A 22,652-nucleotide genomic window follows, 5' to 3' on the forward strand; every position below is an offset into this window, starting at 1 on the left:
CGGCACCATCCTCGGCTCGGTCAACTTCATCACCACCATCATCTGCATGCGCGCCCCCGGCATGACGATGTTCCGCATGCCGATCTTCACCTGGAACGTGCTGCTGACCGGTGTCCTGGTCCTGCTCGCCTTCCCGGTCCTGGCGGCGGCGCTGTTCGCCCTGGAGGCGGACCGCAAGTTCGGTTCCCACGTCTTCGACGCGTCCAACGGCGGAGCGTTGCTCTGGCAGCACCTCTTCTGGTTCTTCGGGCACCCGGAGGTGTACATCATCGCGCTGCCGTTCTTCGGCATCGTCAGTGAGGTCGTCCCCGTCTTCTCCCGCAAGCCGATGTTCGGCTACTCGGGTCTGATCGCGGCGACCATCGCGATCGCGGGTCTGTCCGTGACGGTGTGGGCCCACCACATGTACGTCACCGGTGGTGTGCTGCTGCCGTTCTTCGCCTTCATGACGTTCCTCATCGCCGTCCCGACCGGTGTGAAGTTCTTCAACTGGCTCGGCACGATGTGGAAGGGCTCGCTGTCCTTCGAGACACCGATGCTCTGGGCGACCGGCTTCCTGATCACCTTCACCTTCGGTGGTCTGACCGGTGTCATCCTGGCCTCGCCGCCGTTGGACTTCCACGTCTCCGACTCGTATTTCGTGGTGGCGCACTTCCACTACGTCGTCTTCGGCACCGTCGTCTTCGCGATGTTCTCCGGCTTCCACTTCTGGTGGCCGAAGTGGACCGGCAAGATGCTCGACGAGCGGCTCGGCAAGATCACCTTCTGGACGCTGTTCATCGGCTTCCACGGCACCTTCCTGGTCCAGCACTGGCTGGGCGCCGAGGGCATGCCGCGCCGGTACGCCGACTACCTGGCGGCCGACGGCTTCACCGCCCTGAACACGATCTCGACGATCAGCTCGTTCGTGCTCGGCCTGTCGGTCCTGCCGTTCTTCTACAACGTGTGGAAGACGGCCAAGTACGGCAAGCCGGTCGGCGTCGACGACCCCTGGGGCTACGGTCGCTCGCTGGAGTGGGCGACCTCCTGCCCGCCGCCGCGGCACAACTTCCTCACCCTGCCGCGGATCCGCAGCGAATCCCCGGCGTTCGACCTGCACCACCCCGACATCGCCGCGCTCGAGGAGCTCGGTCATGGCGGGCACGGTGCCAGCGCCCTGGCGGGTAGCAAGGAGGCCGGTAAGTGAAGATCCAGGGCAAGATGTTCATGTGGCTGAGCGTCTTCATCCTGGCCATGGCGATCGTCTATGGCTTGTGGTCGAAGGAGCCGGCCGGCACCACCGCCCTCTTCCTGGCTTTCGGTCTGTCCATCATGATCGGCTTCTACCTGGGCTTCACGGCCCGGCGGGTCGACGTGGGTGCCCAGGACAACAAGGAGGCCGACGTCGCGGACGACGCGGGCGAGCTGGGCTTCTTCAGCCCGCACAGCTGGCAGCCGCTGTCCCTCGGCATCGGTGGCGCCCTCGCCTTCCTGGGTGTCGCGGTCGGCTGGTGGCTGCTGTACTTCTCCGCCCCGCTGATCCTGATCGGCATCTGGGGCTGGGTCTTCGAGTACTACCGCGGTGAGAGCCGCACCCAGTAGGGCGTGCCGAGCGCTCAAGGAGCCCGGTCTCTCCGTCAGGAGGGTCCGGGCTCCTTCGTTCTGCACGTTTCACACCCACGGTGTCCCTCGTCCGGATGACTCACCGCGCCGAGATTGACGAATCTTCCTAGCGTGAAGCCATGAGCCACTCCTCGCGCACCCGCAGAATCGCCGGTTGCACGCTGGTGGTGATCGCCCTCGGCGCGGGCGTCACCGCCTGCAGCAGCGACGGCAACCCGCTGTCCGCCACGCCGTACGACGCGGCGGAGCACATCTCCTTCAACGGCCCCACCAAGGCCGGCAAGAAGGCGGACCCGGACAAGCCCCTGGAGATCACCTCCGAGGGCTCCGAGGGCCGGATCACGGACGTCACGGCCGTGGACGCCGTCGGACGCCACGTCTCGGGCGAACTCTCCGCCGACGGGGGCCGCTGGCACAGCACCTCTCCGCTGGCCGCCAACGCCCACTACACGGTCCGGGTGAGCACCGAGGACGAGGACGGGGCACCCGGCCGACGGGTCGTCACCTTCGACACCGGCAAGCCCCGCACCCAGAAGCGACTCGACGTCACCTTCGGCCCAGAGGCGGGCAAGTACGGCGTGGGCCAGCCCATCACGGCCGACCTGAGCCAGCCCGTCAAGGACAAGGCGCAGCGCGCGATCGTCGAACGCGGCCTGAAGGTGGACTCCAGCATCGTCGTGGAGGGCTCCTGGCACTGGGTCGACGACAAGAAACTCCACTACCGGCCCAAGGAGTACTGGCCCGTCAACGCCACCCTCCAGGTGCGCAGCAACCTCGACGGCATCAAGATCAGCGACCGGCTGTGGGGCGGTACCGCGAAGCCCCTGAAGATCACCACGGGGGACCGGATCGTCGCCGTGGCGGACGGCGGCAGCCACTACATGACGATCTACAAGAACGACAAGGAGATCAACTCCATCCCGATCACCATGGGCAAGCCCGGCTTCGAGACCCGCAACGGGGTCAAGGTGGTCATCGGCAAGGAGTACTTCGTACGCATGCGCGGCACCACCGTCGGCATCGCCGACGGCACGTCCGAGTCGTACGACCTGCCCGTCTACTACGCCACCCGGGTGACCTGGAGCGGCGAGTACGTGCACGCCGCCCCCTGGTCGGTCGGCGACCAGGGCTCCGCCAACGTCAGTCACGGCTGCGTCGGCATGAACACCAGCAACGCCTCATGGTTCTACGAGACCGTCCGCCCCGGCGACATCGTCCAGGTGGTCAACTCCTACGGCAAGACGATGGAGCCGTTCGGCAACGGCTTCGGCGACTGGAACGTCGAGTGGGCGAACTGGCGCAAGGGCAGCGCCCTGGTCACCGGCGACCCCGAGGGCCCCGCGGAGACGGAGCGGGTCAGGCTGCAGCCCCAGACCGTCTGAGGCCCGGCGGAGCAAGCCCCTCAGGGGCGCGGGGAAACCACGCGACAGGCCACACAGGGCCCGCAGCCGCCCGCAACCTGTCGCCCCCACCCCCTCAGGCGCTCGCGAGCTTCTTCTGCCGCAGCAGGGCGGCCAGGGCGTTCGCGAACTCCACCGGCTCCACAGGCAGGGTCACCGCGGCGTCGGCCCGGCTCCACGTGGCCAGCCAGGCGTCCTGCGGCCGCCCGATGAGCAACAGCACCGGCGGGCAGGCGAACACCTCGTCCTTGATCTGCCGGCAGACCCCCATGCCCCCCATGGGCACGGCCTCACCGTCCAGGACGCAGACGTCGATCCCGCCCTTGTCCAGCTCCTTGAGGACGGCGGCGGGGGTGGCACACTCCACGTACTCCACCACCGGAACGTCCGGCGCGGGCCGCTTCCCCGCGGCCAGCCGCACCTGGGCGCGGGTGTTGGAGTCGTCGCTGTAGACCAGCACCGTGGCGGTCGGGTGCATGCTTCCTCCGAGACGTCGGCGTCGTACGCAAAGGCCGGGACGGAACGGCCCGATGCGGCGGATGCTACTCCCTTGAACACCTCGTCAACACCGGTTCGCACACGCCTTCCCTGGGCCATCCGGGCAGTACACACGCTGCGGACACTCCGAACGGCACCCCCCGGAGTGAGGGCGGGATAAGCGACCGACATAATGTCGGTCGTGGCGACAGCAACGACAGTAGATACCGGGCACGCGCACCCGTCGGTCAACCGGCCGAACCTCACCAGCGTCGGAACCATCATCTGGCTGAGTTCCGAGCTGATGTTCTTCGCGGCCCTCTTCGCGATGTACTTCACCCTGCGATCGGTGACCGGTCCCGAGTTCTGGCACGAGAAGGCCTCTGCCCTGAACTTCCCGTTCTCGGCGACCAACACCACGATCCTGGTGCTCTCCTCCCTCACCTGCCAGCTCGGTGTGTTCGCCGCCGAGCGCGGTGACGTGAAGAAGCTCCGGATGTGGTTCATCGTCACCTTCGTGATGGGTGCGATCTTCATCGGCGGCCAGGTCTTCGAGTACACCGAGCTGGTGAAGCACGAGGGCCTCTCGCTCTCCTCCGACCCGTACGGCTCGGTCTTCTACCTGACCACCGGCTTCCACGGCCTGCACGTGACGGGCGGACTCATCGCCTTCCTGCTGGTCCTCGGCCGTACCTATGCGGCTCGGAGGTTCACCCACGAGCAGGCGACCGCCGCCATCGTCGTGTCCTACTACTGGCACTTCGTCGATGTCGTCTGGATCGGCCTCTTCGCCACGATCTACATGATCAAGTAGCCGGGACCCGTTCCCGCGCATTCCAGAAGACTCGACGCAGAAGATCCTGACACCGGGGTAATCCGTGAAAAAGCTCTCCGCACGACGACGCCATCCGCTGGCGGCGGTCGTCGTCCTACTCCTTGCGCTGGCGGCCACTGGGGGGCTGTACGCCGTGTTCGCGCCCGCGGACAAGGCGCAGGCCGACGAAACGGCCCAGTCCCTCGCCATCGACGAGGGCAAGAAGCTCTACGCCGTCGGCTGCGCCAGCTGTCACGGCACCGATGGTCAGGGCACCTCCGACGGTCCCAGCCTGGTGGGCGTGGGCGCCGCGGCCGTCGACTTCCAGGTGGGCACCGGCCGCATGCCGGCGGCGACCTCCCAGGGCGCCCAGGTGCCGAAGAAGAAGGTCATCTACACGCAGGCCGAGATCGACCAGCTCGCGGCCTACGTCGCCTCGCTCGGCGCCGGGCCGAACATCCCGACCAAGGAGCAGTACGGCACGGAGGGCGCGGACATCGCCGAGGGTGGCGAGCTGTTCCGCACCAACTGCGCGCAGTGCCACAACTTCACCGGCAAGGGCGGTGCGCTCACTGAGGGCAAGTACGCGCCGTCCCTGGAAGGCGTCGACCCGAAGCACATCTACGAGGCCATGCAGACCGGCCCGCAGAACATGCCCTCCTTCCCCGACACGACGCTGTCCGAGCAGAACAAGAAGGACATCATCGCGTACCTGGAGGCGGTCAACAGCTCCACGACGGAGAGCCCCGGCGGTCTGGAGCTGGGCGGCCTCGGGCCGGTCAGTGAGGGCCTGTTCGGCTGGATCTTCGGTCTCGGTGGCCTGATCGCCGTCGCCGTGTGGGTCGCCGCCCGGACCGCAAAGGCCAAGAAGTCATGAGTAGCCAAGACATTCCAGAAGAGAAGCTGCCCGCGGAGCGGGCCGGCGCGGTCGACGTCGCCGACGAGAAGAACCCGTTCGCAGACCCCGGTCTGCCCCCGCACGAGCACCGGGTCCAGGACATCGACGAGCGGGCAGCCAAGCGGTCCGAGCGCGCGGTGGCCATGCTGTTCACGCTGTCGATGCTGGCCACGGTGGCCTTCATCGCCGCGTTCGTGGCGGTGCCGGTCGACAAGGCCGTCTACGTCTGGCCGCTCGGCCACGTCAGCGCCCTGAACCTCGCGCTCGGCCTGACCCTGGGCCTGGCGCTGTTCTGCATCGGCGCGGGCGCGGTCCACTGGGCCCGCACCCTGATGTCCGACGTGGAGATCGCCGACGAGCGTCACCCGATCGAGGCCTCCCCCGAGGTCCGCGCGAAGGTCCACGCGGACTTCAAGCAGGGTGCCAAGGAGTCCGCGCTCGGCCGTCGCAAGCTGATCCGCAACACGATGTTCGGCGCGCTCACGCTGGTACCGCTGTCCGGCGTCGTCCTGCTGCGCGACCTGGGTCCGCTGCCCGAGGACAAGCTCCGCCACACCCTGTGGAAGAAGGGCAAGCTCCTCGTCAACATGAACACGAACGAGCCGCTGCGTCCCGCGGACGTCATCGTCGGTTCGCTCACGTTCGCCAAGCCCGAGGGCCTGGAGGAGCACGACCACGACTTCCAGAACGAGATCGCCAAGGCGGCCCTGATGATCGTGCGGCTGCAGCCGGGCGACATCAAGGACAAGCGCGAGCTCGAATGGTCGCACGAGGGCATCGTGGCGTACTCGAAGATCTGCACCCACGTCGGTTGCCCGATCTCGCTGTACGAGCAGCAGACGCACCACGTGCTGTGCCCCTGCCACCAGTCCACCTTCGACCTGTCCGACGGTGCCCGGGTCATCTTCGGCCCCGCCGGCCACGCCCTTCCGCAGCTGCGGATCGGCGTGAACGACGAGGGTTACCTCGAGGCGCTCGGCGACTTCGAAGAGCCCGTCGGTCCTGCATTCTGGGAGCGCGGATGAGCACTACGACCACTTCCGATTCCCGCTCTCGCGGGAAGGCGCCGGCCGGCGAACGCGTCGCCGACTGGGCCGACGGCCGGCTGGGGATCTACTCCCTGGCCAAGGCCAACATGCGCAAGATCTTCCCGGACCACTGGTCCTTCATGCTGGGCGAGATCTGCCTGTACAGCTTCATCATCATCATCCTCACGGGTGTGTACCTGACGCTGTTCTTCCACCCGTCGATGAACGAGGTGGAGTACCACGGCAGCTACGTCCCGCTGCAGGGCCAGCTGATGTCGGAGGCGTTCGCCTCGACCCTGGACATCAGCTTCGACGTGCGCGGCGGTCTGCTGATCCGGCAGATCCACCACTGGGCGGCGATCATCTTCCTCGCCGGCATGTTCGTGCACATGATGCGCGTCTTCTTCACCGGCGCGTTCCGCAAGCCGCGTGAGATCAACTGGCTGTTCGGCTTCCTGCTGTTCGTCCTTGGCATGTTCACCGGTTTCACCGGCTACTCGTTGCCGGACGACCTGCTCTCCGGCACCGGTGTCCGCTTCACCCAGGGCGCGATCCTGTCCGTGCCGATCGTCGGCACGTACATCTCGATGTTCCTGTTCGGCGGGGAGTTCCCCGGGACCGACTTCGTCGCCCGGTTCTACTCGATCCACATCCTGCTGCTGCCCGGCATCATGCTCGGGCTCGTGGTCGGCCACCTGATCCTGGTCTTCTACCACAAGCACACGCAGTTCGCGGGCCCCGGCAAGTCGAACAAGAACGTCGTCGGCATGCCGCTGCTGCCGGTCTACACGGCCAAGGCCGGAGGCTTCTTCTTCCTGGTCTTCGGTGCCATCTCGGCCCTGGCCGGCATCGCGTCGGTCAACCCGATCTGGGTCCTCGGCCCGTACCGGCCGGACCAGGTGTCCACGGGCGCCCAGCCCGACTGGTACATGGGCTTCGCCGAAGGCCTCGTCCGCGCCATGCCCGGCTGGGAGATCAACTTCTGGGGCCACACACTGGTCCTGGGTGTGTTCGTCCCGCTGGTGCTGTTCGGGTTGTTCCTCGGCGTGATCGCCGTGTACCCCTTCATCGAGTCGTGGGTCACCGGCGACAAGCGCGAGCACCACATCCTGGACCGCCCGCGCAACGCCCCGACCCGTACGGCCTTCGGCGTCGCCTGGGTCACCGGCTACATGATCATGCTGATCGGTGGTGGCAACGACATCATCGCCACGCACTTCCATCTGTCGATCAACGCGGTCACCTGGTTCGTCCGGATCGGCTTCTTCGCCGGACCGGTCCTCGCCTTCGTCGTCACCAAGCGGATCTGCCTCGGCCTGCAGCGCCGGGACAAGGACAAGGTGCTGCACGGGCGGGAGACCGGCACCATCAAGCGTCTGCCGCACGGTGAGTTCATCGAGGTCCACGAGCCGCTCAGCCAGGAGGCGCTGTACACGCTCACGGCACACGAGCAGTACCAGCCGGCCGAGATCGGCCCGGCGGTCGACGAGAACGGCGTCGAGCGCAAGGTGACGGGCACCGAGAAGCTGCGCGCCAAGCTCAGCAACTCCTACTACGGTGAGGACGCCCAGATCCCCAAGCCCACCGTCGATGAGTACAAGGAGATCACGAGCGGCCACGGCCACCACTGATCGCCGCACTCGCCACGCCACGGCGAAGGGCCCCGTCCGATGTTCGGACGGGGCCCTTCGCCGTGCCCGGGGCTGGATAGGGTGGACCCAGTTCGAGACACGTGTCCCGTACGACGGGACTGGACCAGGAGCGGCTCATGAGCGCTGTGACCCCCGCTGGAGGCGACACCGCGGCGGGCCGCTCCTGGCCCGCCCTGCTGAACGGCTTGCTGGACGGCCGTGACCTGAGCGCCGACGACACCGCTTGGGCGATGGACCTGATCATGCGGGGCGAGGCGACGGACGCGCAGATCGCCGGCTTCGCGGTGGCGCTGCGGGCCAAGGGCGAGACCGTCGAGGAGATCAGCGGGCTCGTGCGCACGATGTACGAGCACGCGAACGTCATCGAGGTGCCGGGCGAGACGGTCGACATCGTCGGGACCGGCGGCGACGGCGCGAAGACGGTGAACATCTCCACCATGTCGGCGATCGTCATCGCCGGTACGGGCGCGAAGGTCGTCAAGCACGGCAACCGGGCCGCGTCCTCCGCCTCCGGGGCCTCCGACGTGCTGGAGAAGCTGGGCGTCAACCTGCAGCTGACACCGCGGCGGGTCGCCGAGGTCGCCGAGGAGGCGGGGATCACCTTCTGCTTCGCGGTGAAGTTCCACCCGGCGCTGCGTCATGTGGCCGCCGCGCGAGGCCAGTTGGGCATCCGGACGACGTTCAACTTCCTGGGCCCGCTGACCAACCCGGCGAAGGTCAAGGCGCAGGCGGTGGGTGTCGCGGACCTCCGGATGGCGCCGATCGTCGCCGGTGTCTTCGCCGGGCGCGGCAACTCCTCGCTGGTCTTCCGCGGCGACGACGGCCTGGACGAGCTGACGACCACGTCGACGTCGCGGGTGTGGGTTGTCCGCGACGGCAAGGTGACCGAGGAGGCCTTCGACCCGCGCGACGTCGGCCTCGACCTGGTGCCGGTTCAGGCGCTGCGCGGCGCGGACGCCTCGTACAACGCCGAGGTCGCCCGGCGCCTGCTGGACGGCGAGCCGGGCCCCGTACGGGACGCGGTGCTGCTGAACGCCGCGGCGGCGCTGGTGGCGCTGGAGCCCGGCGACGGGCCGCTGGCCGAGCAGATCGGCGCCGGGATGGCGAGGGCGGCGGAGGCGATCGACTCGGGTGCCGCCAGGCGGGTGCTGGACCGCTGGGTGGCGGCGAGCAACGCCTGAGGCCGCCTGCGGTGACGCGGGGCGCGGTCCGGATTCTGGACCGCGCCTTGCGAGCCGAAGATCATGTGGCAGGATGCTGTACCAGGTCATGAGCGACAGCTGAAAGGCCCCGGCCGGCTGTCCGGCAACCCTCCGTCCGTGGCGGGGTGCCCCGGGTGAAGACCAGGTCGTAGGCAGTGAGGCCTACGACAAGCGCGGACCCCTCGCGTCACCAGGGGTCCTGGTCGTCGAGGGAGCCTTCCGTGAGCCAGCGAATGCGATAGGGCCGCAGAGCCCCGCCTCCGCATACCCCTTTCTCTCCACCCCCGCGCTCGAGCGTGTCGCTCGCGTGGTGGTGTCCGTCTGTCTCACGGGAGTACACCCATGTCCGTCGCCACCGCTGCCGCCGACCAGTCCGTTTGTGCCCCGCTGCCCGTTCTGGGCCGGGATGTGACCGTCCCGCTCGTCACCGGGGGCGAGGTCACCTACGCGGCCCTCGACTACGCGGCCAGCGCCCCCGCCCTCCAGCGCGTCTGGGACGACGTGGCGGCCTACGCGCCGTACTACGGCAGCGTCCACCGCGGTGCCGGCTACCTCTCCCAGCTGTCCACCGACCTCTTCGAGAACGCCCGCAGGACCGTCGCCGAGTTCCTCGACTGCCGTGACGACGACCAGGTGATCTTCACCCGGGCCACCACCGACTCGCTCAACCTGCTCGCCGGCGCCCTTCCCGCCGGCTGCCAGGTCTTCGTCTTCGAGACCGAGCACCACGCCTCCCTGCTGCCCTGGCGGGACGCCGACGTCACCTACCTCGACGCCCCGCGCACCCCGCGGCAGGCGGTGCGGACCCTGGAGCGCGCGCTGGCCGGGCGCGGGTCCCGGGGCCCGGCCCTGGTCTGCGTCACCGGCGCCTCCAACGTCACCGGCGAACTGTGGCCCGTACGGGAGCTCGCCGCGGCCGCGCACGCGCACGGCGCCCGGATCGTGCTGGACGCCGCCCAGCTCGCGCCGCACCACCCGGTCTCCGTGCGGGAGCTGGACGTCGACTGGGTGGCCTTCTCCGGGCACAAGCTGTACGCCCCGTTCGGCTCCGGCGTGCTGGCCGGCCGGGCCGACTGGCTGCGCGAGGCCGAGCCGTACCTCGCGGGCGGCGGTGCCAGCCGCACGGTCGCCCGGCGTGCCGACGGCGGCGTCGACGTGGAGTGGCACGACAGCGCCGCCCGGCACGAGGCGGGCTCCCCGAACGTGATCGGCGCCTACGCCGTCGCCTCGGCCTGCAAGGCCCTCGCCGAGGCCGGATACGACGCCCTGGTCGCCCGGGAACAGCACCTGATCCGCAAGGTCCGCGACGGCCTCGCCGGGGTGCCCGAGGTCCGGATCCTGTCCCTGTTCGGCGACGACGCCCCCCGCGTCGGGGTGCTCTCCTTCGTCGTCGAGGGCTGGAACAGCTCGCACTTCGCCGCCGCCCTGTCCGCCGAGTACGGCATCGGCGTCCGCGACGGGCTCTTCTGTGCCCACCCCCTCGTCCGTACGCTGCTGGGCGGCGACCCGCAGACCCAGGGCGAGTGCGGTGCCCCCGAGGCGGCTCCCGGCGAGAAGTCGCTGAACGCCGTCCGGGTGAGCTTCGGCGCGGGGACGCCGGACGAGCATGTCGAGCGGTTCGTCGGGGCGGTGCGGGAACTGGTCCGGGACGGCGCGAAGTGGAACTACCGCACGGTGGAAGGGCGTTGCGTCCCCGCCGTGTGATCCCGCTGTGTGATCCCGCTGTGTGATCCCGCCGTGTGATCCCGCCGTGTGATCCCGCCGTGTGATCCCGCCGCGCTTGCGGGGGGATCGCCACCGCGCGGTTCGACGCCTAGGGGCGGTGTCCGCGGGCTAGCTGTCCAGCCCGATCGCGAACGCCGCCTCCAGGTCGTGCTGGGAGTACGTACGGAACGCCACGTGGGTGTCCGTCGCCTCCACGCCGGCGATCTTGCTGATGCTGCCGGGAATGACGTCGGCGAGGTTCTCGTGCTGCTTCACCCGGACCATGGCGATCAGGTCGTAGGTCCCGGTGACGGAGAAGACCTCACTGACGGAGTCCAGCGCGGCGATCTGCTCGGCGATCTCGGGGATCCGGTCCACGCTGGTCTTGATCAGGACGATCGCGGTGATCACGGCTGGTTCTCTCCCTCGGGGGCCGGAGCAGGGGCGGGCTTCACTCTAGTCGTACGGCCGAATCGCGCCCACGCGTAGGCGAAGCCCAGGCCGAAGCCCACCAGGTGGGCCAGATAGGCCACCCCCGGACCGCTGGAGGCCTGGCCCGCCGCGAGCCACTGGAGAGCCACCCAGAAGGGCAGCACCACCCAGGCCGGGAAGCGCAGCGGCAGGAAGAACAGGAACGGCAGGAGGCTGGTCACCCGGGCCCGGGGGAAGAGGAAGAGAAAGGCGCCGAGGACCGCCGAGATCGCCCCCGAGGCGCCGACCAGGGACTGCTCGGAGTCGGCGTTGGCCACCGCGTACCCCAGCAGCGCGAGGTAGCCGCAGCCTAGGTAGAAGAGGGTGAACTCGACGCGGCCCATCCGTTCCTCGGTCATCACGCCGAAGACATAGAGGAAAAGCATGTTGCCGAGCAGATGCACCCAGGTGCCGTGCACGAAGAGGCCCGTGGCCGGGGTGAGGACGGCCCGGGGGGAACCCTCGAACAGTTCTGCGGGTACCACTCCCCAGCGGCGGAAGTACGCCCGCTGCGCGGCGAGCAGCTCGTCGCCCAGGCCGTACACCGGATTCAGGCCCGAGGCGGGGCCGATCAGGAAGATCAGGCAGCACAGGACGATCAGTGCGTACATCACCGGCGCCTGCCGTCGGGGGCCTGTCCGGCGGCCCACCGTGCTCCAGAAGCTGATCATGGACACAGAGCATGACGTAAGGGGACGCAACCGTGCAGACCGCCTCGCCGCCCGGGACGGACGGGCGTCGAGGACCCGCCAGGCCGTAGGGTTACGAGCCACACGCTCCAGGGAATCTGGCGCAGCACGGAAACGACGCATCACCGAAACTAGAAGGAAAGCGAACAGCCACGATGACGGTTCCCCTGCCGACGGACACCACGCGGTGGCGCTGCACCCTCTGCGGCAATCTGACGCGCTTCGACGTGACGCGCTCCTCGAAGGTCGTCGAGTACGTCCACCTCGACCTCGCCGGTGCGCCGAAGGTCGAGGAACGCGAGGTGGTCAGTGAGACCATCGAGTCGGTGCGGTGCCGGTGGTGCAATGCCGTGGATCAGGTGGAACTCGTGGACAGGCCGGGCACCGGCTCCTGACAGGGACCGGCCCCGAAGGGGTAGTGGGGTGACGGATGGTGGAGACCGCAGGCGGGGGGCCGGGCGACGGCGCCGCTGAGGTGCTCGACCGTCCGCTGCCCGAAGGTGTGCGCCGGAAGGTCGTGCAGATCGTCTCCGACGGTTTCGGCGGCCTGACGATGGCCGAACTGCCCGCGCAGCTACGGCAGTACGCCCGGTTCGCCCCGAATCGCCGGGCCAAGTTCGCCGGCAACGCGATGGCCGCGGCGCTGGAGACCGACCCGCTGTTCCGGCAGCGCATCGGGGAGAAGTTCCGCGAGACCCAGCCCGAGCTGGCCGGTGCCCTCGCCGCCGGTTCGCCGCCCCCGGCCGCGGATCCGCTGGACGTGGCGGCCGCCGCCTACGTGCTGCGCCCGTCCGGCTGGGTGAAGCTGGTCGCGGCCGCCGGTGAGGAGGCCCAGCGGGCCGACGCCGAGCGCGCGGACGAGGAGAGCCGCGCCGAACTGGAGCGGCTGCGCGCCGAACTCGCCGCCGCGCGCGACCACACCCGGGCCGAGACCGAGCGGCTGCGCACCGAGCTGGACGGGGCCCGCAAGGAAGCCGAATCGCTTCACCGCAAGCTGCGGGCCGCGTTCAGCGACGTCAAGCGCGGCGAGGCGGCGTTGCGCAAGGTGCAGGGCGAGATGGAGGCCGTACGCGCGGAGGGGCACGCCCAGGTGTCCGCCGCCGAGAGCGAGACGCGGCGGCTGAAGGCGCGGTTGGGGGAGGTCGAGGCCTCCCTGGAGGCCACCCGGCGCGCCGCCCGCGAGGGCCGCAGCGTCGAGGACATGCGGGTGCGGCTGTTGCTCGACACCGTGCTCGACGCGGCGCAGGGGCTGCGGCGGGAACTGGCGCTGCCGCCGGTGTCCGTCCGCCCCGCCGAGACCGTGGACGCGGTGGAACCGGGACGAATGACCCCGAAGGACATCGCCGCGCGGGCGCTGTCCGACAGTGACCCCGCGGTCCTGGACCAGCTCCTCGCGCTGCCGCAGGCCCATCTGGTCGTCGACGGTTACAACGTCACCAAGACCGGCTATCCCCAAATGCCTCTGGAGAAGCAGCGGCTGAGGCTGCTCGGGCAGCTCTCGCAGCTGGCCGCGCAGTCCGGCGCCGAGGTGACCTGTGTCTTCGACGGCGCCGAACTGGCCGCGCCGGTGCTGCTGGCGCCCCCGCGTGGCGTGCGGGTGCTGTTCTCCAAGCCGGGCGTCACCGCCGACGAGCTGATCCGCCAACTGGCGCGCGCCGAGCCGCCCGGGCGGCCGGTCATCGTCGTCTCGACCGACCGTGAGGTGGCTGACGGGGTGGCCCGGGCCGGGGCACGGCCGGTGGCGTCGGCGGTACTGCTGAAGCGGCTCTCGCGCAGCTGAGACGCGCCCCTTGCGCAACCTAAGTCCCAACCGCCCAATGTGCCCCGGGAATGCCCGAATTGACGGGACCGTCACGCAACGTAGCGTCAACATGCATCACTGCACGTGAGTTGTAGGTAAAGGATGCGCTCGGTCACCGAGATTTTTCATGTGAGGATTTGATCTGATCACAGCTGGGTCACTAGGGTCTGGCCTCGAACCTCCGATCGGGTGATCACTCACAAGAAGGAGATTGCCCCCGTGGCGTCCCACCGTCGACCCAAGCAGCCGAGTCGCACCCGTGTGACCGTGCTGACCACCGCAGCCGCCGCTGCCGTCGCCCTCAGCTCGCAGGCCGCCAACGCCGCGCCGAGCGAGAAGCCGAGCAAGGACGAGGTCAAGGCCAAGGTCGACAAGCTCTACGAGGAGGCCGAGCAGGCCACCGAGAAGTACAACGGAGCCAAGGAGAGGCAGGAGAAGCTCCAGAAGGAGATCTCCACGATCCAGGACAACGTCGCCCGTGGCCAGGAAGAGGTCAACGAGCTGCGTGACGGCCTGGGTTCGATGGCCAGCGCCCAGTACCGCTCGGGCGGCATCGACCCCTCCCTGCAGCTGTTCCTCTCCGCCGACCCGGACGACTACCTCGACAAGGCCTCCACGCTCGACCAGTTGAGCGCCCAGCAGGTCGAGTCGCTGAAGAAGATCCAGGAAAAGCAGCGCGAACTCGCCCAGGACCGCGCCGAGGCCTCGGACAAGCTCAAGGACCTCGCCACCACCCGCAGCGAGCTGGGCAAGAAGAAGAGCCAGGTGCAGGGCAAGCTCGCCGAGGCGCAGAAGCTGCTCAACTCCCTCACCGCCGCCGAGAAGGCGGCCCTGGCGGCCGAGGAGGACCGGGCCAGCCGGGCCAGCGAGCGCACCGCCCTCGGTGGCTCGGGCGCCCCCGCCACCGGCCGCGCGTCCTCGGCCTACGCCGCCGCCCAGAGCGTGATCGGCTCGCCCTACGTCTACGGCGCCTCCGGCCCGTCCTCGTTCGACTGCTCGGGCCTGACCTCCTGGGCCTTCGCCCAGGCCGGTATCGGTATCCCGCGTACCTCGCAGGCGCAGGCCAACGCCGGCACCCGGATCTACTCGCAGAGCGACCTCCAGGTCGGCGACCTGGTGATCTTCTACGGCGACCTGCACCACGTCGGCTTCTACGCCGGCAACGGCCAGGTGCTGCACGCCCCGCGCAGCGGCACCGTCGTGCGCTACGAGTCGATCAACAACATGCCGTACCAGTTCGGCGTCCGGATCTGAGGCCTCCCGGCCCCTTCGAGATCAGGACTCCGTACCGCCCGTTCGGGCGAATTACGGGAACGGGCTGTGACCCCACACCCCGCCGGTGACCTGCGTCAGCGGCGGGGTGTCACGTTGTGTGCCCGCCTCGGTCTTTGGCCGCTGCCCCACGGCGGGGCTACTGTCTGCCGCGTTTCCCCCACCACCGGGCCGCCGCCCGGGGTCGGGGGATTTTCCTGTCAGCCAGTGGAAGGAGCGCGGCTTCCCGTGGGGTCCCATCGCCGCCTTGCACCGTCCGGGTCCGACCGGGGCGCCTGCGTGGCCCGTCTCACCGTCGGCGTGCTGTCCGCCGCCGCGGCCGCCTTCGCCGCCGTCCCGGCGCACGCCGTTCCGCACGACGACACGCGCTCCGAGGTGGACCGCCTCTACGCGGAGGCGGAGAAGGCCACCGAGGCCTACAACAAGGCCGACGAGCGCGCCGACGCGCTGCGTGGGGAGGTGGGCCGGGCGCAGGACCGGATCGCCCGCCAGCAGGAGCGCATCAACTCCATGCGGGACGCGCTGGGTTCGCTGGCCGGGGCCCAGTACCGCTCCGGCGGCCTCGACCCCTCCCTCGCGCTGCTGTTCTCCGACGACCCGGACGACTACCTCGACAAGGCCGCCGCCCTGGACCGGATCACCGTCCACCAGGCCGCGCAGCTGAGGGAGCTCCAGGAGGCCATGCGCGACCTCACCCAGGAGCGCACCCGGGCCGCCGAGAAGCTCGGCGAACTGGAGAAGAGCCGCAAGGCCGTCGCCTCCCACAAGCGCACCGTCGAGAGGAAGCTCGCCACGGCCCGCGAGCTCCTCAACGCCCTCCCGGAAGGCGAGCGCGCCGCCTACGACCGGGCCTCCCGCTCCGGCCGCTACGACATGCCCGAACTCGGGGAGGCCGCCCCCGCCTCGGGCCGGGCCGCCGCCGCGGTCGCCGCCGCCCGTGCCGCGCTCGGCAGGCCCTACGTCTGGGGCGCGTCCGGGCCGGGCGGCTTCGACTGCTCAGGCCTGATGCAGTGGTCGTACGCCCAGGCCGGGGTCGCGCTGCCGCGCACCTCGCAGGCCCAGCGCGCGGCCGGCCATCAGGTCCCGCTCTCCGAGGCCCGGCCCGGCGACCTGATCACCTACCGGGGCGATGCCAGCCACGTCGCGATGTACATGGGCAACGGCCAGGTCGTCCACGCCCCCTATCCGGGCGCGCCGGTGCGCTACGACCCGGTCGGCATGATGCCGGTCTCGGGGGTCACCAGGGTCTGACCCGGCGCCGCCGGCCCCCGTACGATCGGGAACGTGGCAGGTCGAAGGCGGGCGTCGGGTTCCTCGGTGGTGGCGCTCTGTCTGCTGCTCGTCGCCCTCGTCGGCTGCGGGGGCGGCCCCGTCGCCGACACCGCCCGGGACGACGTGCAGCGGCTGCTCGACCGGCGGGCGGCCGCGGTCCTCGGCCGGGACGAGAGCGGGTACCGGCGCACCGGGTCGGCGGCCGGGTTCGCCGCCGTGCGGGCGCTGCCGCTGGCGGACTGGTCGTATCGGGTGACGGGCCTGCACCGCACCGGCGACCGGGCCACCGCCGACGCCGAACTGCGCTACCGGATCGACGGGTTCGACAAGGCGCCCGTGGCGGCGCGGCGCACCCTGGGCCTGGCCCGGGACGCGGGTGGCCGGTGGTCCGTCACCTCCGACCGGCCCGCGCCGCGGTCCCCCGAGCAGCTGTGGGACCGGGGCGAGGTGACCGCCGTCCGCGGCGAGCACACCCTGGTGCTCGGGGCCGGTCAGTCACGGGAGACCCTGGAGACCTACGCGGACCTGGGCGACCGGGCCGTCCCCGCGGTGTCGCGGGCGTGGGGGACGGACTGGAGCGGGCGTGTCGTCGTGCTCGTACCCGAGTCGCTGGAGGCGATGGCCGGGCTCCTCGCCTCGCCCGCCTCCTCGTACCGGGGGATCGCCGCCGTGACGACCGGCGAGACGGGAGCACCACGGGCGCCCGCCGACCGGATCATCGTCAACCCCGAGGCGTACGGCGTGCTGGGCTCCGTCGGGAAGCAGGTGGTCCTCACCCACGAGACCACCCATGTCGCCACCCGCGCCCACACCGGCACCGGCACCCCGCTGTGGCTGTCGGAGGGGTACGCCGACTGGATCGGCTACCGCGACAGCGGCCGCACGCCGGCCGAGGCCGCACCGGAACTGGCCCGCGCGGTGGCCGCGGGGGACGTCCCGTCCGTGCTGCCGGACGACGCGGCCTTCGGCTTCACCGGGGACGCGACCGCGCTGGCCCAGGCCTACGAGGGCGGCTGGCTGGCGGGCCGGCTGATCGCGGAGCGGTGGGGCGCGGGGCGGCTGGGCGAGTTCTACCGGGCGGTGGCGGCCGACGGCGTGGACGCCGCGACGGCGGACGTCCTGGAGACCACACCACAGGAGTTCACCGCGCTGTGGCAGGAGTATCTGCGCGCTGAGCTCGGCTGAGGCGCGCGGGACGGGCCAGGACGGTCGGGTCCGGGACGGGCCGGTCCGGGAAGCGGTCAGGAATCGAGAAGCGCCCCGGTCCGGGTCCCGCCTAGCGTGACGGGCATGGACATCTCCCTGCACGCGAGCTTCCTGCCGCACGACGACCCCGACGCCTCCCTGGCCTTCTACCGGGACACCCTCGGCTTCGAGGTACGTGCCGACGTCGGACACGAGGGAATGCGGTGGATCACGGTCGGCCCCGCCGGGCAGCCCGGCACCTCCCTCGTGCTCCAGCCGCCGGTCGCCGACCCCGGCGTCACCGAGGACGAGCGGCGCACCGTCGTCGAGATGATGGCCAAGGGCACGTACGCCGGGATCCTCCTGGCCGCCCCCGACCTCGACGCCGTCTTCGCCCGGCTGCGGGCCGCTGACGCCGAGATCGTGCAGGAGCCGACCGAGCAGCCGTACGGAGTGCGGGACTGCGCCGTCCGCGACCCAGCGGGCAACATGATCCGGATCCAGGAACTCCGCTGAGCCTGTGACCTGGACAGATGTCCGGGCCGGTGCAGCGCCGTCCCGTGCCACGCACGAAACTGGTTGGATCGAGCCGGGCGACGCCCGCGGAGCCCGCGACGGCGGCCCCGCCCCGAAGGATGGAGACATGAGCATGCCCACGAGAAGGAACACACAGTCGCCTGCGCCGCACGCCGCCGACAGCCACGACATGATCCGCGTGCACGGCGCGCGCGAGAACAATCTCAAGGACGTCAGCATCGAGATCCCCAAGCGCAGGCTGACGGTGTTCACCGGTGTGTCCGGCTCGGGCAAGAGCTCGCTGGTGTTCGACACGATCGCCGCCGAGTCCCAGCGGCTGATCAACGAGACGTACAGCGCCTTCGTGCAGGGCTTCATGCCCACGCTGGCGCGGCCCGAGGTCGACGTGCTCGACGGGCTGACCACGGTGATCAGCGTCGACCAGCAGCGGATGGGTGCCGACCCCCGCTCCACCGTCGGCACCGCCACCGACGCCAACGCCATGCTGCGGATCCTCTTCAGCCGCCTCGGCAAGCCGCACATCGGCCCGCCCAGCGCCTACTCCTTCAACACCGCCTCCGTCCGGGCGAGCGGCGCGATCACCGTGCAGCGCGGAGCCAAGACCAAGTCCGAGAAGGCGACCTTCGAGCGCACCGGCGGCATGTGCACCCGCTGCGAGGGCCGCGGCACGATCTCCGACATCGACCTCAGCCAGCTCTACGACGACTCCAAGTCGATCTCCGAGGGTGCCTTCACCATCCCCGGCTGGAAGTCCGACAACGTCTGGACCGTGGGCCTGTACGCCCAGTCAGGCTTCCTCGACCCGGACAAGCCGATCAGCCGGTTCACGAAGAAGGAGATGCAGGCCTTCCTCTACGGCGAGCCGACCAAGGTGAAGGTCAACGGAGTCAACCTCACCTACGAGGGCCTGATCCCCAAGATCCAGAAGTCCTTCCTGTCCAAGGACAAGGAGGCGATGCAGCCGCACATCCGGGCGTTCGTGGAGCGGGCGGTCACCTTCACCACCTGCCCCGAATGCGACGGCACCCGGCTCAGCGAGGGCGCCCGGTCGTCGAAGATCAACAAGGTCAGCATCGCCGACGCCTGCGCCATGGAGATCCGGGACCTGGCCGAATGGGTCCGCGCCCTGCGGGAACCCTCGGTGGCGCCGCTGCTCACCGCGCTCCAGCAGACCCTCGACTCGTTCGTGGAGATCGGCCTCGGCTACCTCTCGCTGAACCGGCCGTCCGGCTCGCTGTCGGGTGGTGAGGCGCAGCGCGTGAAGATGATCCGCCACCTCGGCTCCTCGCTCACCGACGTCACCTATGTCTTCGACGAGCCCACCATCGGCCTGCACCCGCACGACATCCAGCGGATGAACGACCTGCTGCTGCGGCTGCGGGACAAGGGCAACACGGTGCTCGTCGTGGAGCACAAGCCGGAGGCGATCGCCATCGCCGACCACGTCGTCGACCTCGGCCCCGGGGCAGGCACGGCGGGCGGCACGGTCTGCTTCGAGGGCACCATCGAGGGCCTGCGGGCCAGTGGCACCGTCACCGGCCGCCACCTCGACGACCGGGCGTCCCTGAAGGAGTCCGTGCGGACGCCGAAGGGCGTGCTGGAGATCCGCGGCGCGACGGCGAACAACCTGCGCGACGTCGACGTCGACATCCCGCTCGGGGTGCTGTGCGTCGTCACCGGCGTCGCCGGGTCCGGCAAGAGCTCGCTCATCCACGGCTCGATCCCGGCCCGCGAAGGCGTGGTCTCGGTCGACCAGAGCCCCATCCGCGGCTCCCGGCGCAGCAACCCGGCGACGTACACGGGACTGCTCGACCCGATCCGCAAGGCCTTCGCCAAGGCCAACGGTGTCAAGCCGGCGCTGTTCAGCGCCAACTCCGAGGGCGCCTGCCCCACCTGCAACGGCGCCGGTGTCATCTACACCGACCTGGCGATGATGGCCGGCGTGGCCACCACCTGCGAGGACTGCGACGGGAAGCGGTTCCAGGCCGACGTGCTGGAGTACCGACTCGGCGGGCGCGACATCAGCGAGGTGCTCGCGATGTCGGTGACCGAGGCCGAGGAGTTCTTCGGCGCCGGGGAGGCGGCCACGCCGGCCGCGCACAGGATCCTCGACCGGCTCGCCGACGTCGGTCTGGGCTACCTCACCCTCGGTCAGCCGCTCACCACGCTGTCCGGCGGCGAGCGGCAGCGGCTGAAGCTGGCCACGCACATGGCCGACAAGGGCGGCGTGTACGTCCTCGACGAGCCGACCACAGGCCTGCACCTCGCCGACGTCGAGCAGTTGCTCGGTCTGCTCGACCGGCTCGTGGAGTCCGGGAAGTCGGTCGTCGTCATCGAGCACCACCAGGCGGTCATGGCGCACGCCGACTGGATCATCGACCTCGGCCCCGGCGCCGGTCACGACGGCGGCAAGGTCGTCTTCGAGGGCACGCCGGGAGACCTGGTGGCCGGCCGCTCCACCCTCACCGGTGAGCACCTCGCGGCGTACGTCGGCGGCTGACCGTGCTGCTCGCCGACCCCCGGGTGCCGGCTCGGCCCGTCACCCGGGCCGGCGCCCTGTGCGAGACTCGGCGGGTGAAACGGCAGGATCTCGACGACCTCGTCCGGCTGCGGCGGGCCCGCGACCGGATGGACCGTGACTACGCCGAGCCGCTCGACGTCCCGGCGCTGGCGCGCGAGGCCCTCATGTCGGCGGGGCACTTCTCCCGCAGCTTCCGCGCCGCCTACGGGGAGACGCCGTACAGCTATCTGATGACACGCCGGATCGAGCGTGCCAAGGCGCTGCTGCGGCGGGGCGACCTCACCGTGACCGAGGTGTGTTTCGCGGTGGGTTGTACGTCGCTCGGGTCGTTCAGCTCGCGCTTCACCGAGCTGGTCGGCGAGACACCGAGCGCCTACCGGGCCCGCGGGCACGACGACGGCGCCGCCATCCCGGCCTGCATCGCCAAGATCTACACCCGACCGGTCAGGAACGGAGAAGCCGGCCGCGTCGATCGGCCGTAGCCTCTGCCGCATGGACATCACGCTTTCCACCTGCTTCATCGCCGTCGACGACCATGACAAGGCGATCGCCTTCTACCGCGACGTGCTCGGCCTGGAGGTGCGCGCCGACGTCGGGTTCGAGGGGATGCGCTGGGTGACCGTCGGGTCGCCCGCCCAACCGGACGTGAGCCTCGTGCTGGAGCCGCCCGCCGCCGACCCGAGCACCTCGCCGGCCGACAAACAGGCCCTGGCGGAGCTGATGGCCAAGGGCCTGCTGCGGGGCGTCATCTTCACGACGGAGGACTGCGACGCAACCTTCGAGCGCATCAGCGGCGCGGGCGCGGAGGTGCTGCAGGAGCCGATGGACCAGCCCTACGGCGTCCGCGACTGCGCGTTCCGCGACCCCGCCGGCAACCTGCTGCGCTTCAACCAGCCCCTCGGGAAGCCCGGGAAGTGAGCCCACCGGTCAGGGGCGCGTCGTCGGTGTCCCGTGGGGCGAGGGGCTCCTGCCGCCGGGGCGCCGAGGCGCGCCACAGCTCGCGGGCCGCGACGAGGGTGGCCAGCACCAGCAGGCCGTTGCGGACGAACAGCAGGGTGACGCCGAGCGGGTCGCCGGCGACGACGTGCGAGAACCAGAGCGGGAACTCCAGCATCGTCACGAACGACGCCAGCAGGACGAGGGCGGCCGGTACGCGCATGCCGGAGCGGCCGAAGCACAGGCAGGTCGCCGCGAGCCCGACCAGCCACACCATGTACTGCGGGCTGATCACCCGGCTCGTGGTCGTGAACATCAGCACCGCCACGAAGGCGGCGTCCGCCGGTGTGTGCGGCAGGAACGCCGCGGCCGTCAGCCGCCACAGCAGCAGCCAGCCGAAGGCGATCCCGGTCAGTACCAGGGCGCCGGTGCTCACCGCGTCGACGTGGGGACCGAGGAACTCCACCGAGCCGTAGTTGAGCAGCACCTGCCCCTCCCAGCCGAAGTGCCGTGCCACATGGAACACCAGTGCGCCCAGCGACTCGACCTCGGTGCCGCGGTCCCGCTGGAAGGTCAGGAACGCGAAGGCCCCCGGCATCGCCAATGCGAAAAGTGCCGCCAGCGTCCCCGCCGTCAGGCCGGCCGCGACCCACGCCCGGCGTCGCACGGCGCCGATCAGCAGCAGCACCGGCCACACCTTCAGCATCGCCCCGAGGCCCGCGAGCGCCCCCATCAGGCGGGGCCGGCGGGCGCCCGCGAGCAGCGCGGCCACGGCGACGGCCGTGACCATCACGTCGTAGCGCGCGTACACCGTCGGGCCCAGCAGCGGGACGCCCACCACCCACACCCAGGCGCCGCGCATCGTCCGGCCGCGGCGCAGGCCCGTGTTCCACAGCAGGGCGAGGACGGCCAGGTCGGCGAGGAGGACGAGGACGAAGAAGGCGTGCGCGTAGTCGAGGAAGGACAGCAGCGCCGGGGAGAGGATCGCGAGGGCGGCCCCGGGTGGGTACTGCCAGGTGACGTCGTCCAGAGGGAACGTTCCGGTGCGCAGCACCTCGTACCAGCCCTGGTAGATCACGGAGACGTCGCCCGTGACGTCCGGGCCGGGGAAGACGTAGACCTTGAAGACGAGCAGGAGCAGCAGCAGCCGGGTCGGTGCCCAGAGCGCGAGGAGTCCGGTCACGGATCGCG

The 22,652-nt window shown here is 70.2% G+C and carries 22 protein-coding genes and 1 riboswitch; of the genes, 18 read left to right on the top strand and 4 right to left on the bottom strand.

The genetic code is table 11. The features are described from left to right. The 3 genes from AB0O67_RS10875 to AB0O67_RS10885 all read left to right on the top strand — a co-directional run. On the top strand, positions 1–1,186 hold a 1,186-nt coding region (locus tag AB0O67_RS10875; protein ID WP_365448437.1), incomplete at its 5' end, for a cbb3-type cytochrome c oxidase subunit I. Continuing rightward, on the top strand, positions 1,183–1,581 hold the full coding sequence (locus AB0O67_RS10880) for a cytochrome c oxidase subunit 4 (protein WP_365448439.1): 399 nt from the start codon (positions 1,183–1,185) through the stop codon (positions 1,579–1,581). The genes AB0O67_RS10875 and AB0O67_RS10880, both read left to right, overlap by 4 nt. Positions 1,582–1,721: 140 nt before the next feature. Further along, positions 1,722–2,984, top strand: coding sequence for an Ig-like domain-containing protein (locus AB0O67_RS10885; RefSeq protein ID WP_365448441.1), 1,263 nt, complete (start codon positions 1,722–1,724; stop codon positions 2,982–2,984). A 94-nt stretch (positions 2,985–3,078) separates the two neighbouring features. Here AB0O67_RS10885 and AB0O67_RS10890 read toward each other — a convergent pair whose 3' ends face one another. Further along, entirely contained in the window at positions 3,079–3,480 is a 402-nt protein-coding gene (locus AB0O67_RS10890) for a hypothetical protein (protein ID WP_365448443.1), read from the bottom strand. 192 nt (positions 3,481–3,672) lie between these two features. Between AB0O67_RS10890 and AB0O67_RS10895 the strand changes: the two genes are divergently transcribed. The 6 genes from AB0O67_RS10895 to AB0O67_RS10920 all read left to right on the top strand — a co-directional run bounded on the left by AB0O67_RS10895 (position 3,673) and on the right by AB0O67_RS10920 (position 10,777). Further along, a complete protein-coding gene (locus tag AB0O67_RS10895; RefSeq protein WP_365448445.1) occupies positions 3,673–4,293 on the top strand; it encodes a heme-copper oxidase subunit III in 621 nt (206 codons plus the stop codon). A 64-nt stretch (positions 4,294–4,357) separates the two neighbouring features. Next, complete coding sequence (locus AB0O67_RS10900) at positions 4,358–5,170, top strand: c-type cytochrome (RefSeq protein WP_365448447.1); 813 nt, start codon at positions 4,358–4,360, stop codon at positions 5,168–5,170. Beyond that, positions 5,167–6,216: a Rieske 2Fe-2S domain-containing protein gene (locus AB0O67_RS10905; RefSeq protein WP_365448449.1), complete on the top strand. Its 1,050-nt coding sequence runs from the start codon at positions 5,167–5,169 to the stop codon at positions 6,214–6,216. Before AB0O67_RS10900 ends, AB0O67_RS10905 begins: the two co-directional genes overlap by 4 nt. Next, on the top strand, positions 6,213–7,850 hold the full coding sequence (locus tag AB0O67_RS10910) for a cytochrome bc complex cytochrome b subunit (RefSeq protein ID WP_365448451.1): 1,638 nt from the start codon (positions 6,213–6,215) through the stop codon (positions 7,848–7,850). The genes AB0O67_RS10905 and AB0O67_RS10910 overlap by 4 nt, the downstream gene beginning before the upstream one ends. 137 nt (positions 7,851–7,987) lie before the next feature. After that, the gene (trpD, locus tag AB0O67_RS10915) at positions 7,988–9,052 is read left to right on the top strand and encodes an anthranilate phosphoribosyltransferase (protein ID WP_365448453.1); all 1,065 of its coding nucleotides are present in this window, start codon (positions 7,988–7,990) and stop codon (positions 9,050–9,052) included. An 84-nt stretch (positions 9,053–9,136) separates the two neighbouring features. Beyond that, a riboswitch (SAM riboswitch) is annotated at positions 9,137–9,253 on the top strand. Positions 9,254–9,415: 162 nt separating this feature from the next. Next, the gene (locus tag AB0O67_RS10920) at positions 9,416–10,777 is read left to right on the top strand and encodes an aminotransferase class V-fold PLP-dependent enzyme (protein WP_365448455.1); all 1,362 of its coding nucleotides are present in this window, start codon (positions 9,416–9,418) and stop codon (positions 10,775–10,777) included. 129 nt (positions 10,778–10,906) lie between these two features. Here the strand turns inward: AB0O67_RS10920 and AB0O67_RS10925 are convergent, their stop codons facing one another. Both AB0O67_RS10925 and AB0O67_RS10930 read right to left on the bottom strand, forming a co-directional pair. Beyond that, the gene (locus AB0O67_RS10925; RefSeq protein ID WP_365448457.1) at positions 10,907–11,188 is read right to left on the bottom strand and encodes an Lrp/AsnC ligand binding domain-containing protein; all 282 of its coding nucleotides are present in this window, start codon (positions 11,186–11,188) and stop codon (positions 10,907–10,909) included. Continuing rightward, on the bottom strand, positions 11,185–11,919 hold the full coding sequence (locus AB0O67_RS10930) for a rhomboid family intramembrane serine protease (RefSeq protein WP_365448459.1): 735 nt from the start codon (positions 11,917–11,919) through the stop codon (positions 11,185–11,187). Before AB0O67_RS10930 ends, AB0O67_RS10925 begins: the two co-directional genes overlap by 4 nt. Positions 11,920–12,092: 173 nt before the next feature. On the opposite strand from AB0O67_RS10930, the gene AB0O67_RS10935 reads away from it, so the two are divergent. The 9 genes from AB0O67_RS10935 (at position 12,093) to AB0O67_RS10975 (ending at position 21,443) form a co-directional block, all read left to right on the top strand. Beyond that, positions 12,093–12,332 carry a hypothetical protein gene (locus AB0O67_RS10935; RefSeq protein WP_365448461.1) on the top strand — a complete coding sequence of 80 codons (240 nt, stop codon included), beginning with the start codon at positions 12,093–12,095 and terminating at the stop codon, positions 12,330–12,332. A 35-nt stretch (positions 12,333–12,367) separates the two neighbouring features. Continuing rightward, on the top strand, positions 12,368–13,717 hold the full coding sequence (locus AB0O67_RS10940) for an NYN domain-containing protein (RefSeq protein ID WP_365448463.1): 1,350 nt from the start codon (positions 12,368–12,370) through the stop codon (positions 13,715–13,717). A gap of 240 nt (positions 13,718–13,957) precedes the next feature. Further along, entirely contained in the window at positions 13,958–14,992 is a 1,035-nt protein-coding gene (locus tag AB0O67_RS10945) for an NlpC/P60 family protein (RefSeq protein ID WP_365448465.1), read from the top strand. A gap of 246 nt (positions 14,993–15,238) precedes the next feature. After that, positions 15,239–16,261 carry an NlpC/P60 family protein gene (locus AB0O67_RS10950; protein WP_365448467.1) on the top strand — a complete coding sequence of 341 codons (1,023 nt, stop codon included), beginning with the start codon at positions 15,239–15,241 and terminating at the stop codon, positions 16,259–16,261. Positions 16,262–16,294: 33 nt separating this feature from the next. Beyond that, positions 16,295–17,467 (top strand): hypothetical protein, encoded by a 1,173-nt coding sequence (locus tag AB0O67_RS10955; RefSeq protein WP_365448469.1) that lies wholly within the window; start codon positions 16,295–16,297, stop codon positions 17,465–17,467. A 105-nt stretch (positions 17,468–17,572) separates the two neighbouring features. After that, positions 17,573–17,983 carry a VOC family protein gene (locus AB0O67_RS10960; RefSeq protein WP_365448471.1) on the top strand — a complete coding sequence of 137 codons (411 nt, stop codon included), beginning with the start codon at positions 17,573–17,575 and terminating at the stop codon, positions 17,981–17,983. A gap of 127 nt (positions 17,984–18,110) precedes the next feature. Further along, positions 18,111–20,504: an excinuclease ABC subunit UvrA gene (locus tag AB0O67_RS10965; RefSeq protein WP_365448473.1), complete on the top strand. Its 2,394-nt coding sequence runs from the start codon at positions 18,111–18,113 to the stop codon at positions 20,502–20,504. A gap of 128 nt (positions 20,505–20,632) precedes the next feature. After that, the gene (locus tag AB0O67_RS10970) at positions 20,633–21,007 is read left to right on the top strand and encodes a helix-turn-helix transcriptional regulator (protein ID WP_365448557.1); all 375 of its coding nucleotides are present in this window, start codon (positions 20,633–20,635) and stop codon (positions 21,005–21,007) included. Positions 21,008–21,017: 10 nt separating this feature from the next. Beyond that, complete coding sequence (locus AB0O67_RS10975) at positions 21,018–21,443, top strand: VOC family protein (RefSeq protein ID WP_365448475.1); 426 nt, start codon at positions 21,018–21,020, stop codon at positions 21,441–21,443. Here AB0O67_RS10975 and AB0O67_RS10980 read toward each other — a convergent pair. After that, complete coding sequence (locus AB0O67_RS10980; protein ID WP_365448477.1) at positions 21,412–22,644, bottom strand: glycosyltransferase family 87 protein; 1,233 nt, start codon at positions 22,642–22,644, stop codon at positions 21,412–21,414. The genes AB0O67_RS10975 and AB0O67_RS10980 overlap by 32 nt on opposite strands. Positions 22,645–22,652 lie beyond the last annotated feature (8 nt).

The sequence above is a fragment of the Streptomyces sp. NPDC086077 genome (assembly GCF_040686175.1).
Lineage (GTDB): Bacteria > Actinomycetota > Actinomycetes > Streptomycetales > Streptomycetaceae > Streptomyces.

Excerpts from the sequence above, each read along its gene's own strand:
- AB0O67_RS10885 (WP_365448441.1), top strand. The coding sequence starts at position 1,722 with ATGAGCCACTCCTCGCGCACCCGCAGAATCGCCGGTTGCACGCTGGTG.
- AB0O67_RS10920 (WP_365448455.1), top strand. The coding sequence starts at position 9,416 with ATGTCCGTCGCCACCGCTGCCGCCGACCAGTCCGTTTGTGCCCCGCTG.
- AB0O67_RS10935 (WP_365448461.1), top strand. The coding sequence starts at position 12,093 with ATGACGGTTCCCCTGCCGACGGACACCACGCGGTGGCGCTGCACCCTC.
- AB0O67_RS10975 (WP_365448475.1), top strand. The coding sequence starts at position 21,018 with ATGGACATCACGCTTTCCACCTGCTTCATCGCCGTCGACGACCATGAC.
- AB0O67_RS10905 (WP_365448449.1), top strand. The coding sequence starts at position 5,167 with ATGAGTAGCCAAGACATTCCAGAAGAGAAGCTGCCCGCGGAGCGGGCC.
- AB0O67_RS10965 (WP_365448473.1), top strand. The coding sequence starts at position 18,111 with ATGAGCATGCCCACGAGAAGGAACACACAGTCGCCTGCGCCGCACGCC.
- AB0O67_RS10970 (WP_365448557.1), top strand. The coding sequence starts at position 20,633 with ATGGACCGTGACTACGCCGAGCCGCTCGACGTCCCGGCGCTGGCGCGC.
- trpD (WP_365448453.1), top strand. The coding sequence starts at position 7,988 with ATGAGCGCTGTGACCCCCGCTGGAGGCGACACCGCGGCGGGCCGCTCC.
- AB0O67_RS10890 (WP_365448443.1), bottom strand. The coding sequence starts at position 3,480 with ATGCACCCGACCGCCACGGTGCTGGTCTACAGCGACGACTCCAACACC.
- AB0O67_RS10960 (WP_365448471.1), top strand. The coding sequence starts at position 17,573 with ATGGACATCTCCCTGCACGCGAGCTTCCTGCCGCACGACGACCCCGAC.
- AB0O67_RS10895 (WP_365448445.1), top strand. The coding sequence starts at position 3,673 with ATGTCGGTCGTGGCGACAGCAACGACAGTAGATACCGGGCACGCGCAC.
- AB0O67_RS10930 (WP_365448459.1), bottom strand. The coding sequence starts at position 11,919 with ATGATCAGCTTCTGGAGCACGGTGGGCCGCCGGACAGGCCCCCGACGG.
- AB0O67_RS10940 (WP_365448463.1), top strand. The coding sequence starts at position 12,368 with ATGGTGGAGACCGCAGGCGGGGGGCCGGGCGACGGCGCCGCTGAGGTG.
- AB0O67_RS10910 (WP_365448451.1), top strand. The coding sequence starts at position 6,213 with ATGAGCACTACGACCACTTCCGATTCCCGCTCTCGCGGGAAGGCGCCG.